14 protein-coding genes and 1 pseudogene are annotated in these 17,563 nt (G+C 31.5%); 1 reads left to right on the top strand and 14 read right to left on the bottom strand.

All coding sequences use genetic code 11. From position 1 onward, the window contains the following. Window positions 1-64: 64 nt before the first annotated feature. The 11 genes from hcp to COL3_RS14360 form a co-directional block, all read right to left on the bottom strand. Window positions 65-1,702 carry a hydroxylamine reductase gene (gene hcp, locus COL3_RS14410; protein ID WP_008429761.1) on the bottom strand — a complete coding sequence of 546 codons (1,638 nt, stop codon included), beginning with the start codon at window positions 1,700-1,702 and terminating at the stop codon, window positions 65-67. Window positions 1,703-2,197: 495 nt separating this feature from the next. Continuing rightward, entirely contained in the window at window positions 2,198-3,163 is a 966-nt protein-coding gene (gene asrC / locus COL3_RS14405; RefSeq protein WP_008429763.1) for a sulfite reductase subunit C, read from the bottom strand. Between the two features lie 12 nt (window positions 3,164-3,175). After that, a complete protein-coding gene (gene asrB / locus COL3_RS14400; RefSeq protein WP_008429765.1) occupies window positions 3,176-3,970 on the bottom strand; it encodes an anaerobic sulfite reductase subunit AsrB in 795 nt (264 codons plus the stop codon). Then, window positions 3,963-4,973 carry an anaerobic sulfite reductase subunit AsrA gene (asrA, locus tag COL3_RS14395; RefSeq protein ID WP_008429767.1) on the bottom strand — a complete coding sequence of 337 codons (1,011 nt, stop codon included), beginning with the start codon at window positions 4,971-4,973 and terminating at the stop codon, window positions 3,963-3,965. Before asrA ends, asrB begins: the two co-directional genes overlap by 8 nt. Before the next feature lie 12 nt (window positions 4,974-4,985). Further along, complete coding sequence (locus tag COL3_RS14390; protein ID WP_008429770.1) at window positions 4,986-5,753, bottom strand: formate/nitrite transporter family protein; 768 nt, start codon at window positions 5,751-5,753, stop codon at window positions 4,986-4,988. Window positions 5,754-5,833: 80 nt separating this feature from the next. Then, window positions 5,834-6,526 carry a Crp/Fnr family transcriptional regulator gene (locus tag COL3_RS14385; protein WP_008429771.1) on the bottom strand — a complete coding sequence of 231 codons (693 nt, stop codon included), beginning with the start codon at window positions 6,524-6,526 and terminating at the stop codon, window positions 5,834-5,836. 54 nt (window positions 6,527-6,580) lie between these two features. Further along, on the bottom strand, window positions 6,581-7,261 hold the full coding sequence (locus COL3_RS14380; RefSeq protein WP_008429773.1) for a Crp/Fnr family transcriptional regulator: 681 nt from the start codon (window positions 7,259-7,261) through the stop codon (window positions 6,581-6,583). A 213-nt stretch (window positions 7,262-7,474) separates the two neighbouring features. Continuing rightward, window positions 7,475-7,996 carry a nitroreductase gene (locus COL3_RS14375; protein ID WP_008429775.1) on the bottom strand — a complete coding sequence of 174 codons (522 nt, stop codon included), beginning with the start codon at window positions 7,994-7,996 and terminating at the stop codon, window positions 7,475-7,477. 102 nt (window positions 7,997-8,098) lie between these two features. Further along, window positions 8,099-9,280 (bottom strand): YibE/F family protein, encoded by a 1,182-nt coding sequence (locus tag COL3_RS14370; RefSeq protein WP_008429777.1) that lies wholly within the window; start codon window positions 9,278-9,280, stop codon window positions 8,099-8,101. 233 nt (window positions 9,281-9,513) lie between these two features. Beyond that, window positions 9,514-11,064 carry an alkaline phosphatase gene (locus tag COL3_RS14365; RefSeq protein WP_008429779.1) on the bottom strand — a complete coding sequence of 517 codons (1,551 nt, stop codon included), beginning with the start codon at window positions 11,062-11,064 and terminating at the stop codon, window positions 9,514-9,516. Between the two features lie 352 nt (window positions 11,065-11,416). Then, the gene (locus tag COL3_RS14360; RefSeq protein WP_008429780.1) at window positions 11,417-12,274 is read right to left on the bottom strand and encodes an AraC family transcriptional regulator; all 858 of its coding nucleotides are present in this window, start codon (window positions 12,272-12,274) and stop codon (window positions 11,417-11,419) included. 159 nt (window positions 12,275-12,433) lie between these two features. Between COL3_RS14360 and COL3_RS14355 the strand changes: the two genes are divergently transcribed. Further along, entirely contained in the window at window positions 12,434-14,623 is a 2,190-nt protein-coding gene (locus COL3_RS14355) for an alpha-galactosidase (RefSeq protein WP_008429783.1), read from the top strand. Between the two features lie 87 nt (window positions 14,624-14,710). Here COL3_RS14355 and COL3_RS14350 read toward each other — a convergent pair whose 3' ends face one another. From COL3_RS14350 to COL3_RS14340, 3 genes and pseudogenes are all read right to left on the bottom strand, one after another. Next, window positions 14,711-15,655: a carbohydrate kinase gene (locus tag COL3_RS14350; protein WP_008429785.1), complete on the bottom strand. Its 945-nt coding sequence runs from the start codon at window positions 15,653-15,655 to the stop codon at window positions 14,711-14,713. 61 nt (window positions 15,656-15,716) lie between these two features. Continuing rightward, window positions 15,717-17,357: an alpha-glucosidase gene (locus COL3_RS14345; protein WP_008429788.1), complete on the bottom strand. Its 1,641-nt coding sequence runs from the start codon at window positions 17,355-17,357 to the stop codon at window positions 15,717-15,719. A gap of 17 nt (window positions 17,358-17,374) precedes the next feature. Beyond that, a pseudogene (locus COL3_RS14340) lies at window positions 17,375-17,563 on the bottom strand (sucrose phosphorylase); the annotation flags it as partial.

The raw sequence follows: 17,563 nt of genomic DNA, 5'->3' as shown, positions 1-17,563 counted from the left end.
TGGGCTGTCACATTAGTGACAGCCCATTTTACTTTGAACATTTATCTTTGAAATTTGCTCTATTTTATTTTAAAAACATTGCCATATCATCTTCAACATTTGTAATTCCACCTATGCCAAAGTTTTCTACTAAAACATTAGCTACATTTGGTGAAAGGAATGCTGGAAGAGTTGGTCCTAAGTGAATATTCTTTACGCCTAAGTGTAATAGAGATAAAAGAACTATTACAGCTTTTTGCTCATACCATGCAATGTTAAATGCTATTGGTAATTCATTTATATCTTCAAGACCAAATACTTCTTTAAGTTTTAACGCAATAACTGCTAATGAATAAGAATCGTTACATTGTCCTGCATCTAAAACTCTTGGAATTCCACCAATGTCTCCTAAATCTAATTTGTTGTATTTATATTTTGCACAACCAGCTGTTAAAATAACGGTATCCTTTGGAAGAGCTGCTGCAAAATCTGTGTAGTATGATCTAGCTTTTTGTCTACCATCACAACCTGCCATAACAAAGAATTTCTTTATTGCTCCAGTTTTTACTGCATCAACCACTTTATCAGCTAAAGCTAATACTTGATTGTGAGCAAATCCACCAATGATTTCTCCTTCTTCAATTTGAGTAGGTGCTGGACATTTCTTAGCTTGTTCTATAATCGCTGAGAAATCCTTCTTTCCATTTTCATCGATTGCAATATGAGTACATCCTTCATAACCTGCTGATCCAGTAGTATATAATCTATCCTTATAGCTGTCTCTTGGAGGAACTATACAGTTTGTAGTCATAAGTATTGGTCCATTAAAGCTTTCAAATTCTTCTGGTTGTTTCCACCATGCATTTCCATAGTTACCTACTAAGTGTGAATATTTCTTTAAATGTGGATAATAGTGAGCTGGTAACATTTCTGAGTGAGTATATACATCTATTCCTGTTCCTTCTGTTTGAACTAATAATTGCTCTAAGTCTTTTAAGTCATGTCCTGAAATTAATATTCCTGGGTTTGTTCCAACTCCAATGTTTACTTTTGTTATTTCTGGATTACCATAGCTTTCTGTATTAGCCTTATCTAATAAAGCCATTCCATCAACACCAACTTTTCCTGTTTCTAAAGTTAATGCTATATATTCATCTATTGTAACTTTATTATCAGCTGTTAATGATAATGCTTTTTGCATAAATGCACATATATTTTCATCTTCATATCCTAAAGCATTTGCATGTTTCATATATGCAGATAATCCTTTTAATCCATAAGTGATAAGCTCTCTTAAGCTTCTTATGTCTTCATTTTCAGTAGCTAAAACTCCAACTGTTTCTGCTTTTGCTTCCATTTCTGTTCTTGAATCAGTGTTATATAAAGCAGCTGCACTTAAATTTTCTTTGTTAGCTAATTTTGCTAATAATTCTTCCTTTAATTTTAATGTATCTTTTACTCTTCCATAGAATACTTCTTTATCAAAGTTAGCATTAGTTATAGTTGTGAAAAGATTCATTGTTACTGTAGTATTTATAGCTTGTGATACAGCAATACCTTCTTCTCTAGCTTTTGTTGAAACTTCTGATAAACCTCTTGTTACATATATTAATAAATCTTGCATTTTTGCTAGGTCTGGAGTTTTACCACACACACCTTTTATAGTACAGCCTGTACATCCTGCTGCTTCTTGACATTGAAAACAAAACATTTTATTATCCATTCTTATTCTCCTCCATATCTTTGATTTCTATTAAATAAATTTTTATAAATTTCTATATCAGTTAGGTGCATTTCCTTGAATCACCTTATGAGTTTATTTTACATTGAAATAATAAAATACTCTGTTTCATTTGTTACAATACAAAAATCTTTTGCAATTATTTTTATAAATGCACAAAAATAGCCTAGAATACTTATTTCTTCTAAGCTATTAAAAAAATCATATTTATTGCTTCTCTACATTAGGTATATAGGAAATACTCAAAGTGGTAGCAATACAAAGAAATAGAATACATATATGTGGAGCAGGCATTGAAAAATAAGTTGCTGGAATATCTTAATGGGAGGTTGTACCACTTTTGCTTGTCCTGTGCTTGCCACAGGAGCATGCAGAAGTGGTACAACCTTCCGTTTAGATAGTCCCAGCGAAATTTTTCATAGCCCTGAGTAACATATATGTATTCTATTTCGGTTTGTCATTGCTTCACTTTAAATTCTAGCAGAAATGTATTCCACTCCAATATATACGTTCTTTGATAATAGTTTTCTCTGGGAATTCCACATCTTTTAGTGCCCATTTTTTATATTCTTCAAATCCAACTCTATCGATAATGTATCCAATGTGCTCTTTTCCACCTGGAGCTTCTTTATCAATATATTCCTCTACGAATTTATAAGTATTTAATATTATTTTGATTATACTTTGCTCATCTGCCCATATTAAAAAGTCTTCTGCAAGACGCGGATTCTTTTTACCTGATCTTCCCATAAGCACTAACTTATAATATTTTTCCTTACTTCTTGTCCACGCACCAGTCGGACAAGCATTTGCGCATTCACCACAGCCAATACATTTCTCTTCATTTCTTACGATTTTATAATTAACAGCTTCAAGTGCTCCTACCGATTTCTTCTTACAAGCTTTCACACATGCCATACAGCTTACACATCTATCTGCATTATATTGTGGTTCTGTCATTCCAATTATACCAAAGTCATGAGTTCTTGCTTTAATGCAGTCATTTGGGCATCCTGTTAGTGCTATTTTAAAATGCAGATCATTTGGAAAAATAGCTTTTTCTATTTTTTTAGCAAAATTAGTTGTATTATAATTAGCAAATGGACAAACATTATTTCCAACACATGCAGCTACATTTCTCGTTCCAGCAGCTGTATATCCTTTTCCTGGTATCTCTTGATTTATATCCAGCTTTTCAATAACTGGCTGTAATAGTTCGTTCACTTTATCCATGTCCTCGAATCTTATTCCTGGCAATTCAAATCCTTGACGTGTTGTTATATGAACAGTTCCATCACCATACTTTTGTGATATTTCTTGTATTTTTCCGAGTAACTCTGCATCCAAATGCCCTCCTGGAACTCTAATTCTAGAAGCAGTTAATCCTCTTTTCTTAGTAACCCTAAAAGCATTCTTTTTTATTGCCTTTGTATTTAAATCCATAATTAACTCCTCCTAATCTATTAAAGATTTTCCTTTTGAATAATTAAAAACAGGACCATCTAAACAAATATAAGTATCATCTATTTTACAGTGACCACATTTACCAATTCCACAGCACATTTTTCTTTCTTGTGAAATCCAAATATTATTTTCATCTATACCGCGTTTTAAAAACTCAGCCACAGTAAATTTCATCATAATAGGAGGACCTACTACAATAACGGCTACATTATTAATATCGTCAATCGGAAGTTCTGGAATATATTTTGTAACCATTCCAACATTGCCTTCATAGCCTTCTTCTGCATTATCCACAGTTAGAATAAGATTTGTATTAGTTTTCCACATTTTAATATCGTCCTTGAATAAAACATCATTAGGTGATTTAAATCCAGCTATTAAAGTAAAACCTTTTGCACCCCTTGGGTTTTTGGAAAAATAATCAACAACTCCTCTTACTGGTGATAAACCTGTTCCTCCTGCAACTACAATTACTTCCTTATCTTTATAATTTTCAATTTCAAAACCATTACCATAAGGTCCTCTTAAGAATAGCTTGTCACCAACATAATTATTAAATATTTCGTTAGTAACTTTACCAACTCTTCTTATAGTTAAATCAACGGTTCCATCACCTATACCACTAACTGAAATAGGAGCTTCGCCGAACTTAGGCAGTGATACTTCAAAAAATTGTCCCGGTTTTACGTCTCCCTTAAATTCCATACGAAAAGTATATTCTATCTCTGTATGCTTAATTACTTCCTTAATTTCTGATAAGAAAGGTATATATTCATTATTACTCATTTTCTGACACCTCTTTCATACCTTCATTTAACTTATTAACACATTTGGAGAAAGATATATATTCTGGACAGATATCATCACATCTTCCACATCCTACGCACATGTGATATCCCCACTTCTTTTTGTAATCATAGACCTTATGCAACACTTTAAAACGCATACGTTGTCCTTTATCTAATCTAAAGCTATGCCCCCCTGCCATATTCGTAAATCCATCTACATGGCATGATGCCCATACTCTACGTCTTTCTCCTGCTTTTCCATTATCAGTATAGAAAACATCTTGCATTGTAAAGCAAGTACATGTAGGACAAACAAAGTTACATCTTCCACAAGCAATACAACGACTGCTGTAATCTTTCCACATTTCTGATTTCATAACATCTAAAGAAAGATTTTCTGGTATAGAAACGCTTACATTATTGCTTGTTACAAAATCCGGTTTTACATCTAAAGTTTCATTATTTTCAAATAGTTTTTCAAGCATTGAATCTTTTACATCTACATATACTTCATCATTATTTACTTTTATGTACGCATCATATTCATCATTTTTATTTGTATCCATACTTACACAGAAACAATTTTCAAATGAATTTTTGCATCCCATTAAAATAAACTTTGCATTTTCTCTTATTCTCTTATAATAATAATCTTCTTGTCCATTTCTTAAGTAAATATCATCCATACGTTTTACTGCATGTAAATCGCAACTTCTTAAGAAAATAATGGCACCTTTTTTAGGAGCATCAGCTTCCTTTATAGAATCTTCAGTGAAAAAGAAAAGTGTTTGAGAAATAGGAAGTAATACTTCCTTATATGAGTACTCTGCTTTTTTATCAAATACAATTTCATCTAATGTGTTTATTTCTCCATAACGTATTCTATCAGTATCTGAATAAGTACCTTGTCCTTCAAATAGCTTTGGTGCATATATTACATACTCTTTTGATAAACTTTTAAATATACAATTAATATCATTCTTATTTAATTTATATCCCATTTGCTTTCTCCTTTACTTCTTTTTTGAGATTATATAGTATGGTAATGCTAAAAATACAGCTCCACCAATCATGTTTCCTAATGTTACTACTCCTATGTTATAAGCATATCCCATTATACTTACACTTGCTGCGCCTGGATTAAGTAATCCAATTGTTAAAAGAGTCATATTGGCAACACTATGCTCGAAACCTGATGTTATAAATGCAAATAAACACCAAAAGATCATAATAAGCTTAGCTGATTCACTTTTTAATTTGAAACTACACCAAGTAGCTAAACACACTAATATATTACAGAATATTCCACGCATTAATAATGGCCAAAATGGTATACTCATTTTAGTTGCTGAAGTCTTTGCTATAAATTCTCCTACTGGTCCTGCTGAGAGGCCTGTACAATAAAACATAACTCCTGCAATAATTGACCCAACTAAATTTCCTATAAAGCAAACTATCCATATATTAATAGTATCTGTCCATTTTACTTTTCCTTTTAAAGAAGCAGCTGTCATAATAAAATTGTTTCCTGTAAAAAGTTCTGATCCTGCCATAATAACTAAACTAAGTGCTACTCCAAACGATACTCCCATTACTATTTTTGTAGCAGGCGATGCACTACCTCCTAGCAGTCCTCCGATTGAGAATATAAGCATAATCCCCATGCCTACATAAAGACCTGCAAGCATTGAACTTATGAAATATCCTGATTTATTTGTTCTTAATAAATTAACCTTAGCCTTAGCAGCCATAACCACACTGTTAAATTCTTCACAAAACATACTATAATTTCTCCCTTCATACATACGTTTACTTATAATTAAATTATAAGCTATAAAAAATTAAAGCACCGTGATATAAATCACGGTGCTTTGAAAAATTGTGATAATTTTTCTTGGTTAATAACTTTTATCTTTTTATTCTCGTATTCAATTAGATTTTCGTTTACTAATATTTTTAGTGATCTGGATATAGTTTCTCTTTTTGATCCCAGTAAGTCCGCAAGATATGTGACGCTAATGTTCATATTAATAATTACTCCATTGTCACAAGGTACTCCATAATCCTTGCTTAATTTCCAAAGCTTTGCAGCAAGCCTTTTCTCCATTCGTATTACGCCTGTTGCATTTTTTAACTGCCTATATAATCTTCTTACTTTCATGGCCAATGAACTCATTATATTCTTGGAAAGATTAAAATCTCCCTCCATAATCTTCAAAAAAATATTTTTGTCGTAGCATAATATTTCTGCATCTTCAAAGATTTCGCAGTTAATTGACGTAGGTAAGTCTTGTATAATAACATCATTAATCATCTTACCTTTTCCAAATATGAATATGACACGCTTTTGACCACTTTCATTTAATTTATATAGTGATACACTACCGCTCAGTACAGTATATAAAGTATTAACATTTTCCTTATCTCTAAAGAGATGACTTCCTGCTTTACAATTCTTAACTTCACCAAAATAAATAAGTTTTTCTAATGAAGTATCCGAGATATTCGCAAAGATTTCTAACTCTTCTAATTGATTTTTCGTAATTTTTTTCATAATTACTCCTAAAATTATATATTCTAATTTCAAAATGCTAGAATTTTATATTATCTAATCAAATAATTCTTCCTCTAATTCCTCAATGTTTGTAATCTTAATTGTGTTTCTATCAAAATCAATGAAATTTAAATCTCTAAGGTTCATCAATTCTCGTGATAATGATGGCCTAGGTATCCCTAAAGAAGATGCTATTTCTTCTTTACTATCCTTTAGTTTAATTGTTTTACTTTTTTGCATCTTTGCCTGCTCCAAAATATAATTAATAACCTTATGCTTAATACTTTTGAAAGCTATAGTCTTTATTTTGGAATTTAACATGAATATTTTATTACTAAGTGCAGACATAAAATTTCCTAGTACTCTTTCATCACTTGTACAAAGTCTAAGTATATCAGCTTTACTTATATATAATATACTGCATTCAGTAAAAGCTAATACTGTTGAAGGATACTTTGATTTTTTTGAAAACACCAACGCTTCTCCAAATACATCGCCATTATTTAAGCGTTTTAAAATAATTTGTTTTCCGCTAAGATATATCCTTTGAATTTCAACAATTCCCTCTAAAACAAATCCTAAACTAGTGCATTCATCTTCTTCATTTGCAATTATTTCTCCCTTTTTATATGTTTTTAAAGTATAAGAAATATTGGAAATTAGGTTCTTGATTTCGTCACTATTTAAATCTTTAAAAAATTCATTCCCATCTAATTTATTAATTATATCTTCCATCAGCACTTTCCTCCAAAATTTTTACCACAATTATTTCCTATCATAATTATTATATAAATTATATCATTTTCATATAATTTAAGACAGCATTAGAAATATTTCAATTTACAAAAGTACTAATTTGTTTTATTAGAATTTCTTACCTGTATGACTAAATAAAGGTATTGACTAACATCAATACCTTTTTAGTAAGCTATATATAGGTACTAAATTTTATTTTACGAACTTAATAACTCCATCTTTTCTTTCATGGGCTTTAGGTGTACTTTCAGGGTATCCAACTGCTGCTATTCCCCAAACAATGTGATTTTCTGGTATTTCAAAGCTTGTTAATACTTCTCTTACTTCCTTTTCATCACAAATAGTCTTTAGTTGGTTAATCCAACATGAGCCTATTCCTAATGAATTTGCCATTAAAAATATGTTTTCTAATGCACATGCACAATCAGCAAGTCCATTTGTATTATCTTTATCATTTGATAACATTATTAAAGTCGGTGGGGCATAAAAATTATATCCAGCATCTCTTCCCAATGCTTCTCTTATAACTTTAGCAAGCTGCTCAATTTTTTCTTTATTTTGAACAACTGTAAACTGCCAGCTTTGTTTATTCATACCGCTAGGAGCATATGTCCCTGCCTCTAAAATTAACTTTAGCTCATCATCCTTAATTTGTTCTGGCTTAAATTGTCGAACACTTCTTCTTGATAATATGTTTTGTAACACTTCATTCATAATAACACACTCCCTCTTTTTTATATCTAATATAATTCATATAATAATTAATTATGTTTGTCAAGTTCTCCCATATGCTTAGTAAAAATAAACTACAACTAATTATCTTATCAGCTCTGTTTCTATATCCTTCTCTAAAATTTCTGATTTTAAACTACTTTTCTCTTTTGACTTTGCTAACAAAAGACCACTTGTAATAGCTGTAAACGGAGCGACTGTTACGAGTCCAAAACTACCAATTAAGGTATGAAGTATTTCTGAGGATACATATTTTAAATTTAATATATTTATAATTGGAGTACCCTGAGCCATGAATACCATAAGTAGTCCAATATACCCTCCAGAATATGCTAGAAGCAGTGTTGTCATCATAGTTCCCATAATTGAGCGTCCAACATTTACTCCTGACTTAATAGCTTCAATCTTAGTTATGCTTGGTTTCTTTTCCACAACTTCTGCTACAGCTGATGTTATATCCACCGCCACATCCATAACAGCCCCGCAAGATGCTATAAAAATACTAGCTATAAAAACTTGTGTAAGATTTAGGTCTTCAAAGCCTGAATATAAAAGAGATTCTGAATACGCCATAACAGCACCATGAATCTTAAACCTACTTACAAAAAAAATTGCCATAAGGCACGTTACTAGCGCACCAGCTAATGACCCACTTATTGCAGCCAAAGATTTTTTATCTATGCCATAAACTAATCCAATTATTATAATAATTAATATCATAGTGGTTGTTACTCCTACTGCCACGGGATTATATCCTTTTAGGAATAGAGGTATTAAAACTTTCCATATAGCCAGCACAGTAAAAATAAATGATAAAATAGACTTTATTCCAACTATTCCTGCAAACCCAACAAGCACAATAACAAAAATTCCTACGAGAATAATTTCATAATTCAATCTATAATGATCTACAAGAGTAGCCACTCTAATTTCATCTCCTGTATAGTCAAGAGTAACTAATATTTTATCTCCAACTTGAAATATTTTATCTTGTTCAAGAGATCCAACTAATCTATTAGTTCCTGTAGTTATCTTTCCCTTAAATCTTCCTTCAAGAATTTCTATATCACATAGCTGCTCACCAATTTTTATAAGCCCTGTTTCCTTAATAAAACTATTATCTGTACTTAATACTTTAGCAGCTACCCTTTCAGTGTTTTCATACTTATTCTCGGGAAATTGATTAGGCAATAACATAAGAAATATTATTGCCATTAAAGTTATTATTATAGGAATTGTGTTTTTCCTGCTAAAATCTTTAAACATTAATCTTTCTCCTCTTTATTATATTAATTTACCCCTAAACAATATATAGAGAATAAGCATTAAGAACAATGCCTATCCTCTATACAATCTATCTTCTCCATATCCCCAAAAAATTCTCTTATATACCCTATCTATATATCTTAAAACCCTCAAAAACTCTCAAATACCTTATTTTATACTCAAATTTAATTCTCTTATTTTTTATACCCAATTTTAATTTCTTTTATACCCAATTATTGTATCTTAGTTATAGCTTTAAGCTTATCAAATACATTTGTATTATCATAATATCCGCTGAACAAATCTTGTCCTACGCCCTTAGCCATCATTGCTACTGGTATTCCTGTATGGGAATATGAAGTAAAGGAAATTCCTGATTTATTATTTAAAATATGAGTTAAAGTTACTGAAAATGGTTCATATGTTCCATATAAAATATTCTCATTTTCATCTAACTTTCTACTTTCCTTAGGAATCATACTCTTTTCATATGCCGCTTTTAACCTTGCTTCTTCCCCTTGAGTTAATACCATTCCGCCCTTTGTTGATTCCCCGCTTGATCCTGCCCTTTTAAGACCAAAGCTCGCCTCAACATCTTTCATTGCGTCATCAAAAGACGTCTTCTTATCTCTATATTCTGCAATTTTCCTATCAAATGAAGTATATGATTCCTTTTGACTAGATAAATCCTGCAAATAAGTATCATAATTAGTTCCTGCAAATCCTATTGAAAGTCCGCCTGTTTCATGGTCTCCAGTTACTAAAATTAAAGTTTCATTTGGGTGCGCATTGTAAAAATTAATAGCTTCTTGAACTGCATCACTAAAGGCTTCTGTATCACTAATATTAGCAGCAGCATCATTAGCATGACCAGCCCAGTCGATTTTCCCACCTTCAACCATCATAAAAAATCCCTTATCATTGTTAAGTACATCTATACCCTTCTTAGTGTAATCAGCAAGTGTAAGTTCATCTCCAGTTCTATCTATATTATATTTTAATGCACCACTCTCTTTTTCTACTTCATCATCAGGGCAAACTGCTATTACTTTCTCCCCATTTTTTAACCCTTCTATATCAGCCTTTGTATTGACTACTTTATATCCCTTTTCTTTTGCCAAGTCTTGTATCTTGGTTTTACCTTGTTCTTTTACTTCTTTAGAGTCATCTGACAAGAATTTTCCACCAGCAAAAAAGTCGAAATTCGAATCCACAAGTTGAAGTCCCATATCATAATAATTACTTCTAGCTGGGACATGAGCATAATATGCACCTGGAGTCGCATGATCTATATTTACTGATGATATTATTCCAATTTTATACCCTAATTGCTTTTTTAATTTTTCAGTTATTGTTTCATAAGACTTTGTTTTAGTTTCATCCATATTAATAACACTGCTCAAAGTTTTTTTACCTGTCGAAAGCGAAGTTGCTGTTGATGCTGAGTCCGGACAAACTGATGTTGAATCATAAGTAGTTACCGTTCCTGCTACCGGAAAATTCATAAATGATAATTTCTCTGGATTTGGATAATTACCGTTCTTTGGATCAATTGCCCCATGTTCTTGTACACCTTTATAATATTCAGCAGCCTGAATTTGTGAAAAACTCATACCATCTCCTATAAACATAAAGATATACTTTGGTGTTTTACCATTCCAGCTTGAACTTGATACTGCTTTTGCCTCTTCAGGTTTTATCCTACTGCTTACAGTGTAACCCGCACCTACTATAATTGCTAGAGCTAACACTGAACCTAAGATTCTTTTCACAGTCTTATTCATTCCTGATTAACATCCCCCTTATTATTTAATTATCAACTTTTTAATCCATAAGACACATTTTAAGTTTATTCCGTAGCAAGCCTGTCTTTTTGTGTATTATTACATTCAAAGTTCTAAATTTAGTATATTGTCTCTAAGTTAACAGAGTTTTATCCTTAAGTAAAAATTTGTAAAGTTAATGTTAATATAAAATTAACATTGCAAAACAAGTAATACAAAAACCTTAATCCTTTTCATATAATTTACTTTTAAATATGCATTTGAAAAAAGAAAGACTAACTATATTGCTCGGTTGCTAGAGAATAGTTAGTCTTTCTTTTAAAATGTATATTAACAAGTTAATTAAGATGTTCTATTTTTTATTTATATTTATTTGATATTTTAAACTTTCTCTATAATATTTAGGCGAAACTCCTTTTTCCTTTTTAAATATCTTTGAAAACCCAAGAGTGTCCTCATATCCTACCGAGCGTGAAATATCGCTTATTGTTAAATCATTATTACTCATAAGATCACATGCTTTATTTATTCTAAATTTCATTATATATTGCTGGGGAGGTATTCCTATATTTTCTTTAAAAAATCCACTAAGATAATTTTTATTAAGTCCTACACTTTTAGCCATTTCTGCTATACTGAACTTTCTAGAATAGTTTGTTTCAACAAACTGCAGACTTTTTTTTATGTACAATTCCTTATAATTACTGCTTATAACCACATGTTTTCCAGCTTCCTCAATAAGCTCTGATAAAAATACACCTAGTAGTCCTTGTAATCTAACTTCTCTTCCGTATCTTAGTTCAGTAGCATTTATCATATCATCAAAGCATTTTTTAATAAATTCACCGTTCTCACATTGAAAAATAGGATTTTCTTGGTTAAGATTAGCTAATTTCAGATAATTTTCGGCCTTTATTCCCTTAAATCCAACCCATGTATATGTCCATGGCTCTTCACTATCTGCTTCATAATAAGTAACAACATCAGGGCAGATAAGGAATCCTTGATTTTCTTTTATAGTATACGTTTTTCCATTTACAAAAAATCTTCCGCTTCCTTTAAGTATAAAATGAATTAAAAAGTGATCTCTAATCGCCGGTCCATAAGAATGGGATGACTTACATTTTTCCATACCACATTGATATACTAGCAGATCAAATCCGTCTCTATTTTCCGTTGGTAAAACTGTCATTTGCATATCTTTTTCCATTTAAAAATCCCCTTTATTTTAAGCAACTGAAATTAATTTCTTAGATTATACCATAATAATCTTAAATTATTCCATTTGATTTTTTACTGGCATTGTTATACTTAAACATAAGTATAAACTCTTTAATAACAAATATATAATTACGTTGGAGGAATAAATATGAGCATTATATATAATAATGACACAAAATGTTTTCACTTAACAACCAGGAATATTAGCTACGTTTTAAACATTCATGAAGATGGTTATCTTTCACATCTTTACTTTGGAAAAAAATTAAGAAATTTTAATTGTGGTAACCTATTATCACTTAGAGAAAGGAGTTCTTTTTCCCCAAACCCTAATCCTGACAATACTAGGCTTTCACTAGACTCCCTTCCACAAGAATACCCTTCTTATGGAACTAGTGATTTTCGCACTCCTGCTTACTCAGTTCAACTTGAAAATGGATCTACAATAACTGATCTTAGGTATGAATCTCACAAAATAATAAAAGGAAAGCCAAAATTAGAAGGTCTTCCAGCAACTTATGTGGAAGATGAGGCTGAAGCTCAAACTTTGGAAATAACATTATTAGATTCATTAATTGGACTTAAAGTAATTCTATCTTATACAGCTTACGAAAATTATGATGCTATAACAAGAAATGTACGTTTTATAAACTGTGGCAGCGAAAATTTAAAATTACTAAGAGCGCTAAGTATGAGTATAGATTTTAATGGCTCTGACTATGATTTTCTACATCTTCATGGTGCCTGGGCTAGAGAAAGACATATTGAAAGAACGCCTTTACTAGTTGGAACGCAATCCGTAGAGAGTAGACGCGGCTCAAGCAGTCATAACCAAAATCCTTTTATTGCACTTCTTAGCAAGGATGCAAATGAAGAATATGGTGATGTGTATGGTTTTAACCTCGTGTATAGTGGTAACTTTTTAGCACAAGCAGAAGTGGATCAATATAAGACCACGAGAGTTTCAATAGGTATAAATCCATTTGATTTTTCTTGGCTGCTTAATCCAAACGAAAGTTTCCAAACACCCGAAGTTGTAATGATTTATTCTTCAAAAGGCTTAGGTGAAATGTCAAGAACTTATCATAAACTATACAGAAAGAGATTATGCAGAGGCACTTATAGAGATAAAACCAGACCTATTCTTGTGAATAACTGGGAAGCAACTTACTTTGATTTTAATGCTGAAAAAATTGAGAATATCGGAAAAACTGCGCAAGAACTTGGAATTGAACTTTTTGTTCTTGATGATGGCTGGTTTGGAAAAAGAGATAGCGATAACTGCTCTTTAGGCGACTGGATCGTTGATAAGAAGAAACTTCCTAATGGACTGGATGATTTGGCTAAGCGTATAAATAATTTAGGCCTGCAATTTGGTTTATGGTTTGAACCTGAAATGGTTTCTCCTGATAGTGATTTATATAGAAACCACCCTGATTGGTGCCTTCACGTTCCTGAAAGGTCTCGAACTCAAGCAAGACACCAATTAATATTAGATCTCTCTAGAGAAGATGTATGTGATTATATTATAAATTCCTTATCTAATATTTTGAGCACCGTTAATATTAGTTACGTAAAATGGGATATGAATAGGAATATGACTGAAATAGGCTCTCCAAGCCTTCCTTCAGAAAGACAAAGAGAAACTGCTCATAGATATATGTTAGGTTTATACAAGATATATGAGAAACTTACAACCGATTTTCCAAACATATTATTTGAAGGCTGTTCTGGAGGCGGGGGCAGATTTGATGCAGGAATTTTATACTATATGCCTCAAATTTGGACAAGTGATGATACCGATGCTGTAGAAAGATTAAAAATTCAATATGGGACAAGTATAGTTTACCCTATTAGTACTATGGGGTCCCATGTATCCGCTGTCCCAAATCATCAGGTTCACCGAAACACTTCTTTAAAAATGAGAGGCGATGTTGCCATGTCAGGCAACTTTGGATACGAACTTGATCTTACTAAATTTACTGAAGAAGAGAAAGAGACTGTTAAAAAGCAAGTAGAAGCTTATAAGGAATTACGCGAGCTTATTCAATTTGGAGATATGCATAGATTACTTAACCCATTTAATAGCAATGAAGCCTCTTGGATAATTGTATCAGAAGACAAAGCAGAAGCTTTTGCAACATATTTTAGAGTTCTTGCAATTCCAAATGAGCCAATAAGAAAATTATGCTTAAGAGGACTAGATCCAGATAAAAATTACTCAATCTCCGGAATAGATGGAGTGTTTGGCGGAGATGAACTAATGTATGGTGGTATAACTATTCCTTACTTGGAAGGTGATTATCAAAGTATTACTTGGATAATCAGAGAATTTTAAATAACTTAACTTAAAATAAATTAAATGATAAAAATACGCCATTCTAAAAATTAGATGACGTATTTTTTAGATTGAGAATTAAAAATATCATTGACTAATTAAGTCACTTAACACAGGCATTGAAGCTATTGCCCCATAATTTGTGCATGTAATTGCTCCTACTTTATTTCCAAAGGCAATTATATTACTCCATTCTTCAAATGAAATGTTCTCTCTATCTTCAATATCACTTAGTTGCTTTAATACAGCTCCAACAAAAGCATCTCCAGCTCCTGTGGAATCCACTTGTTTAATTTTAATTGATGGAACTATAACATTCTTTTTGTTAACACTTAAATAGGTTCCTTTAGATCCTAAAGTAATAGTGACAACCTTCGCACCTAAATCATGTAGTTTATTAACTCCATTTGTAATATCTTTTTCTCCTGTTAATAGAAATAATTCTTCATCACTTAACTTAGCAAAATCACTTTGCTCTAGAAAAAAAATACTGTCTTCTATAAATCCCTTTAATTTGTCCGCTGTGATTAGTGCATCGCGATAATTTGGATCAAATGATACATATACGTTATTAGCTTTTGCAAATTCTAACAATTCAAAATATGTGGTTTTTAGCTCACCTTCTAAAAATCCCGTAGCTGATCCAAAGTGAATTATATCTGAATTAGTTATCTTCGGTAAATTAATATTTTCAAATGAATATTCACCATCACTGCCTCTTAAAAAATCAAAATTACGTTCGCCATTTTCATCGATTCCAACTAAAGCTATTGTTGTGCTACCCTTTTTTACTGTCATTTCGGTATTAATATTTAAGTCATTTAACAAATTAATTAAATATGTTCCAAAGAAGTCATCCCCTACTTGACCTAAAAAATATGCATTACCTTCTAATTTAGAAATACTAGCCGCTACATTAGCAGGTGCTCCACCTGCCTTTTTTTCAAACTTTTCTCCAAGGATTAATCCTTTATTGTCAACACAAACCATGTCGATTAAAAGTTCTCCTATGCAAAAAATATTTGTACTCATATTTTTCATGCTCCTTATACATTTGAGTATATTTAATTATAAACTTACCCTATCATAAACTTTACATAAAAAGCTTATAATATCTACATTCATACGGTTTAAGCTCCATGTTATCTATTGATCCACTTGCCTCTACATCATAATTTGAAATTAAAAGTTCCTTATGCTCAAACTTGGTTAACTCATCGCATTTGAATACTGCTTTTCTTTCTGTAAAATTACATATAATTAGTAACTTTTCGTCTTTCAAAGTCCTTGTATATGCAAATACTTCTTTATTATCCTCTAATACCAACTCATATGCTCCATATACAACAACCGGATTTTCTTTTCTAATTCTAATTAATTTCTTATAATAATTAAATATAGAGTTTTCATCATTTAGTTGTGATTTTGCATTTATCTCTTTATAATTAGGATTTACCTTCATCCATGGTTTTCCACTTGTAAAACCTGCATTTTCACTATCATCCCACTGCATTGGAGTACGTGCATTATCTCTTCCCTTTGTATAAATGGACTCCATTATCTCTTCATGGCTATAACCTTTTTCTTTTCTTTCTTTGTACATATTAAGAGATTCTATATCTTTATAATCTTCAATATTTTCAAACCTTACATTTGTCATACCAAGCTCTTCACCTTGATATATATATGGCGTTCCCTTCATTCCATGAAGTAATGCAGCTAACATTTTTGCACTTTCTATTCTGTATTCTTTATCATTTCCCCATCTTGAAACTATTCTTGGCAGATCATGATTATTCCAAAATAAACTGTTCCATCCCACTTCATCTAATTCAACTTGCCATCTTGATAATGCTTTCTTTAAGTCCAGTAATTCTAATGGTTTCAAATCCCACTTTTCTTTACCTGGCTGTTGATCTAATAAGATATGCTCGAATTGAAATATCATACTAAGCTCACTGCCGTCTGGATTTGAGTATTGCTTAGCTATTTCTGGAGTGCACCCCCAAGTTTCTCCAACAGTTAGTAATTCCTTATTTCCAAAGGTCTTCTTATTCATTTCTTTAATGTACTCATGAAGCTTAGGCCCATTTTCTTTTATTTTTTTATCAGGTACCTTACCTATAAGATCAATAACATCCATTCTGAATCCACCAATACCTTTATCTATCCAGAAATTCATCATATCATAAACTTGATTACGCACTTCTTCGTTTTCCCAATTTAAATCTGGCTGCTTTTTACTAAAAAAGTGTAAATAATACTGCCCAGATTCTTCATCATATTCCCATGCACTGCCGCCAAATGCAGAAGTTAAATCATTAGGCTCCTCCCCATTAACCGGCTCTCTCCATATATAATAATCTCTATATGAATTATCCTTCGATTTCCTTGACTCAATAAACCATTTATGTTCATCTGAAGTATGATTAACTACTAAATCCATAAGAATTTTTATGCCTCTCTTCTTACCTTCCTTAATTAGCTCATCCATATCTTCCATTGTGCCAAACTCGTCCATTATATCCTCATAGTCACTTATATCGTACCCATTATCGTCATTTGGTGATTTATATACTGGCGATAGCCATATTACATCTATACCTAATTCTTTTAAATAATCTAATTTTTCCGTAATTCCTCTTAAATCTCCAATTCCGTCTCCATTTGAATCCTTAAAACTTCTTGGATATATTTGATAAACAACACTTTCTTTCCACCATGACTTTTCCATAATTATACCCTCTTAAACTATGCTTCAATAGTAAAATTATGAGTTTTCAAATCAGCCTTTAATATTGCAGTATTTTCCCCACATTTTCTAGTAATTACAAGCTCACTTCCATTAACTTCTGTAATGCATTCTCCATCTAATCCAAAAGCAGGATTAGTATTTCTAAATTTCATTAAATCTCTAATGTCATTTACTATTTTTCTATT

It is taken from the genome of Clostridium sp. LS (assembly GCF_002760435.1).
In the GTDB taxonomy this organism is placed as follows: Bacteria; Bacillota; Clostridia; order Clostridiales; family Clostridiaceae; genus Clostridium.
The sequence above is the reverse complement of the archived record's forward strand: the minus strand, read 5'-3'. Positions and strand labels throughout refer to the sequence as shown.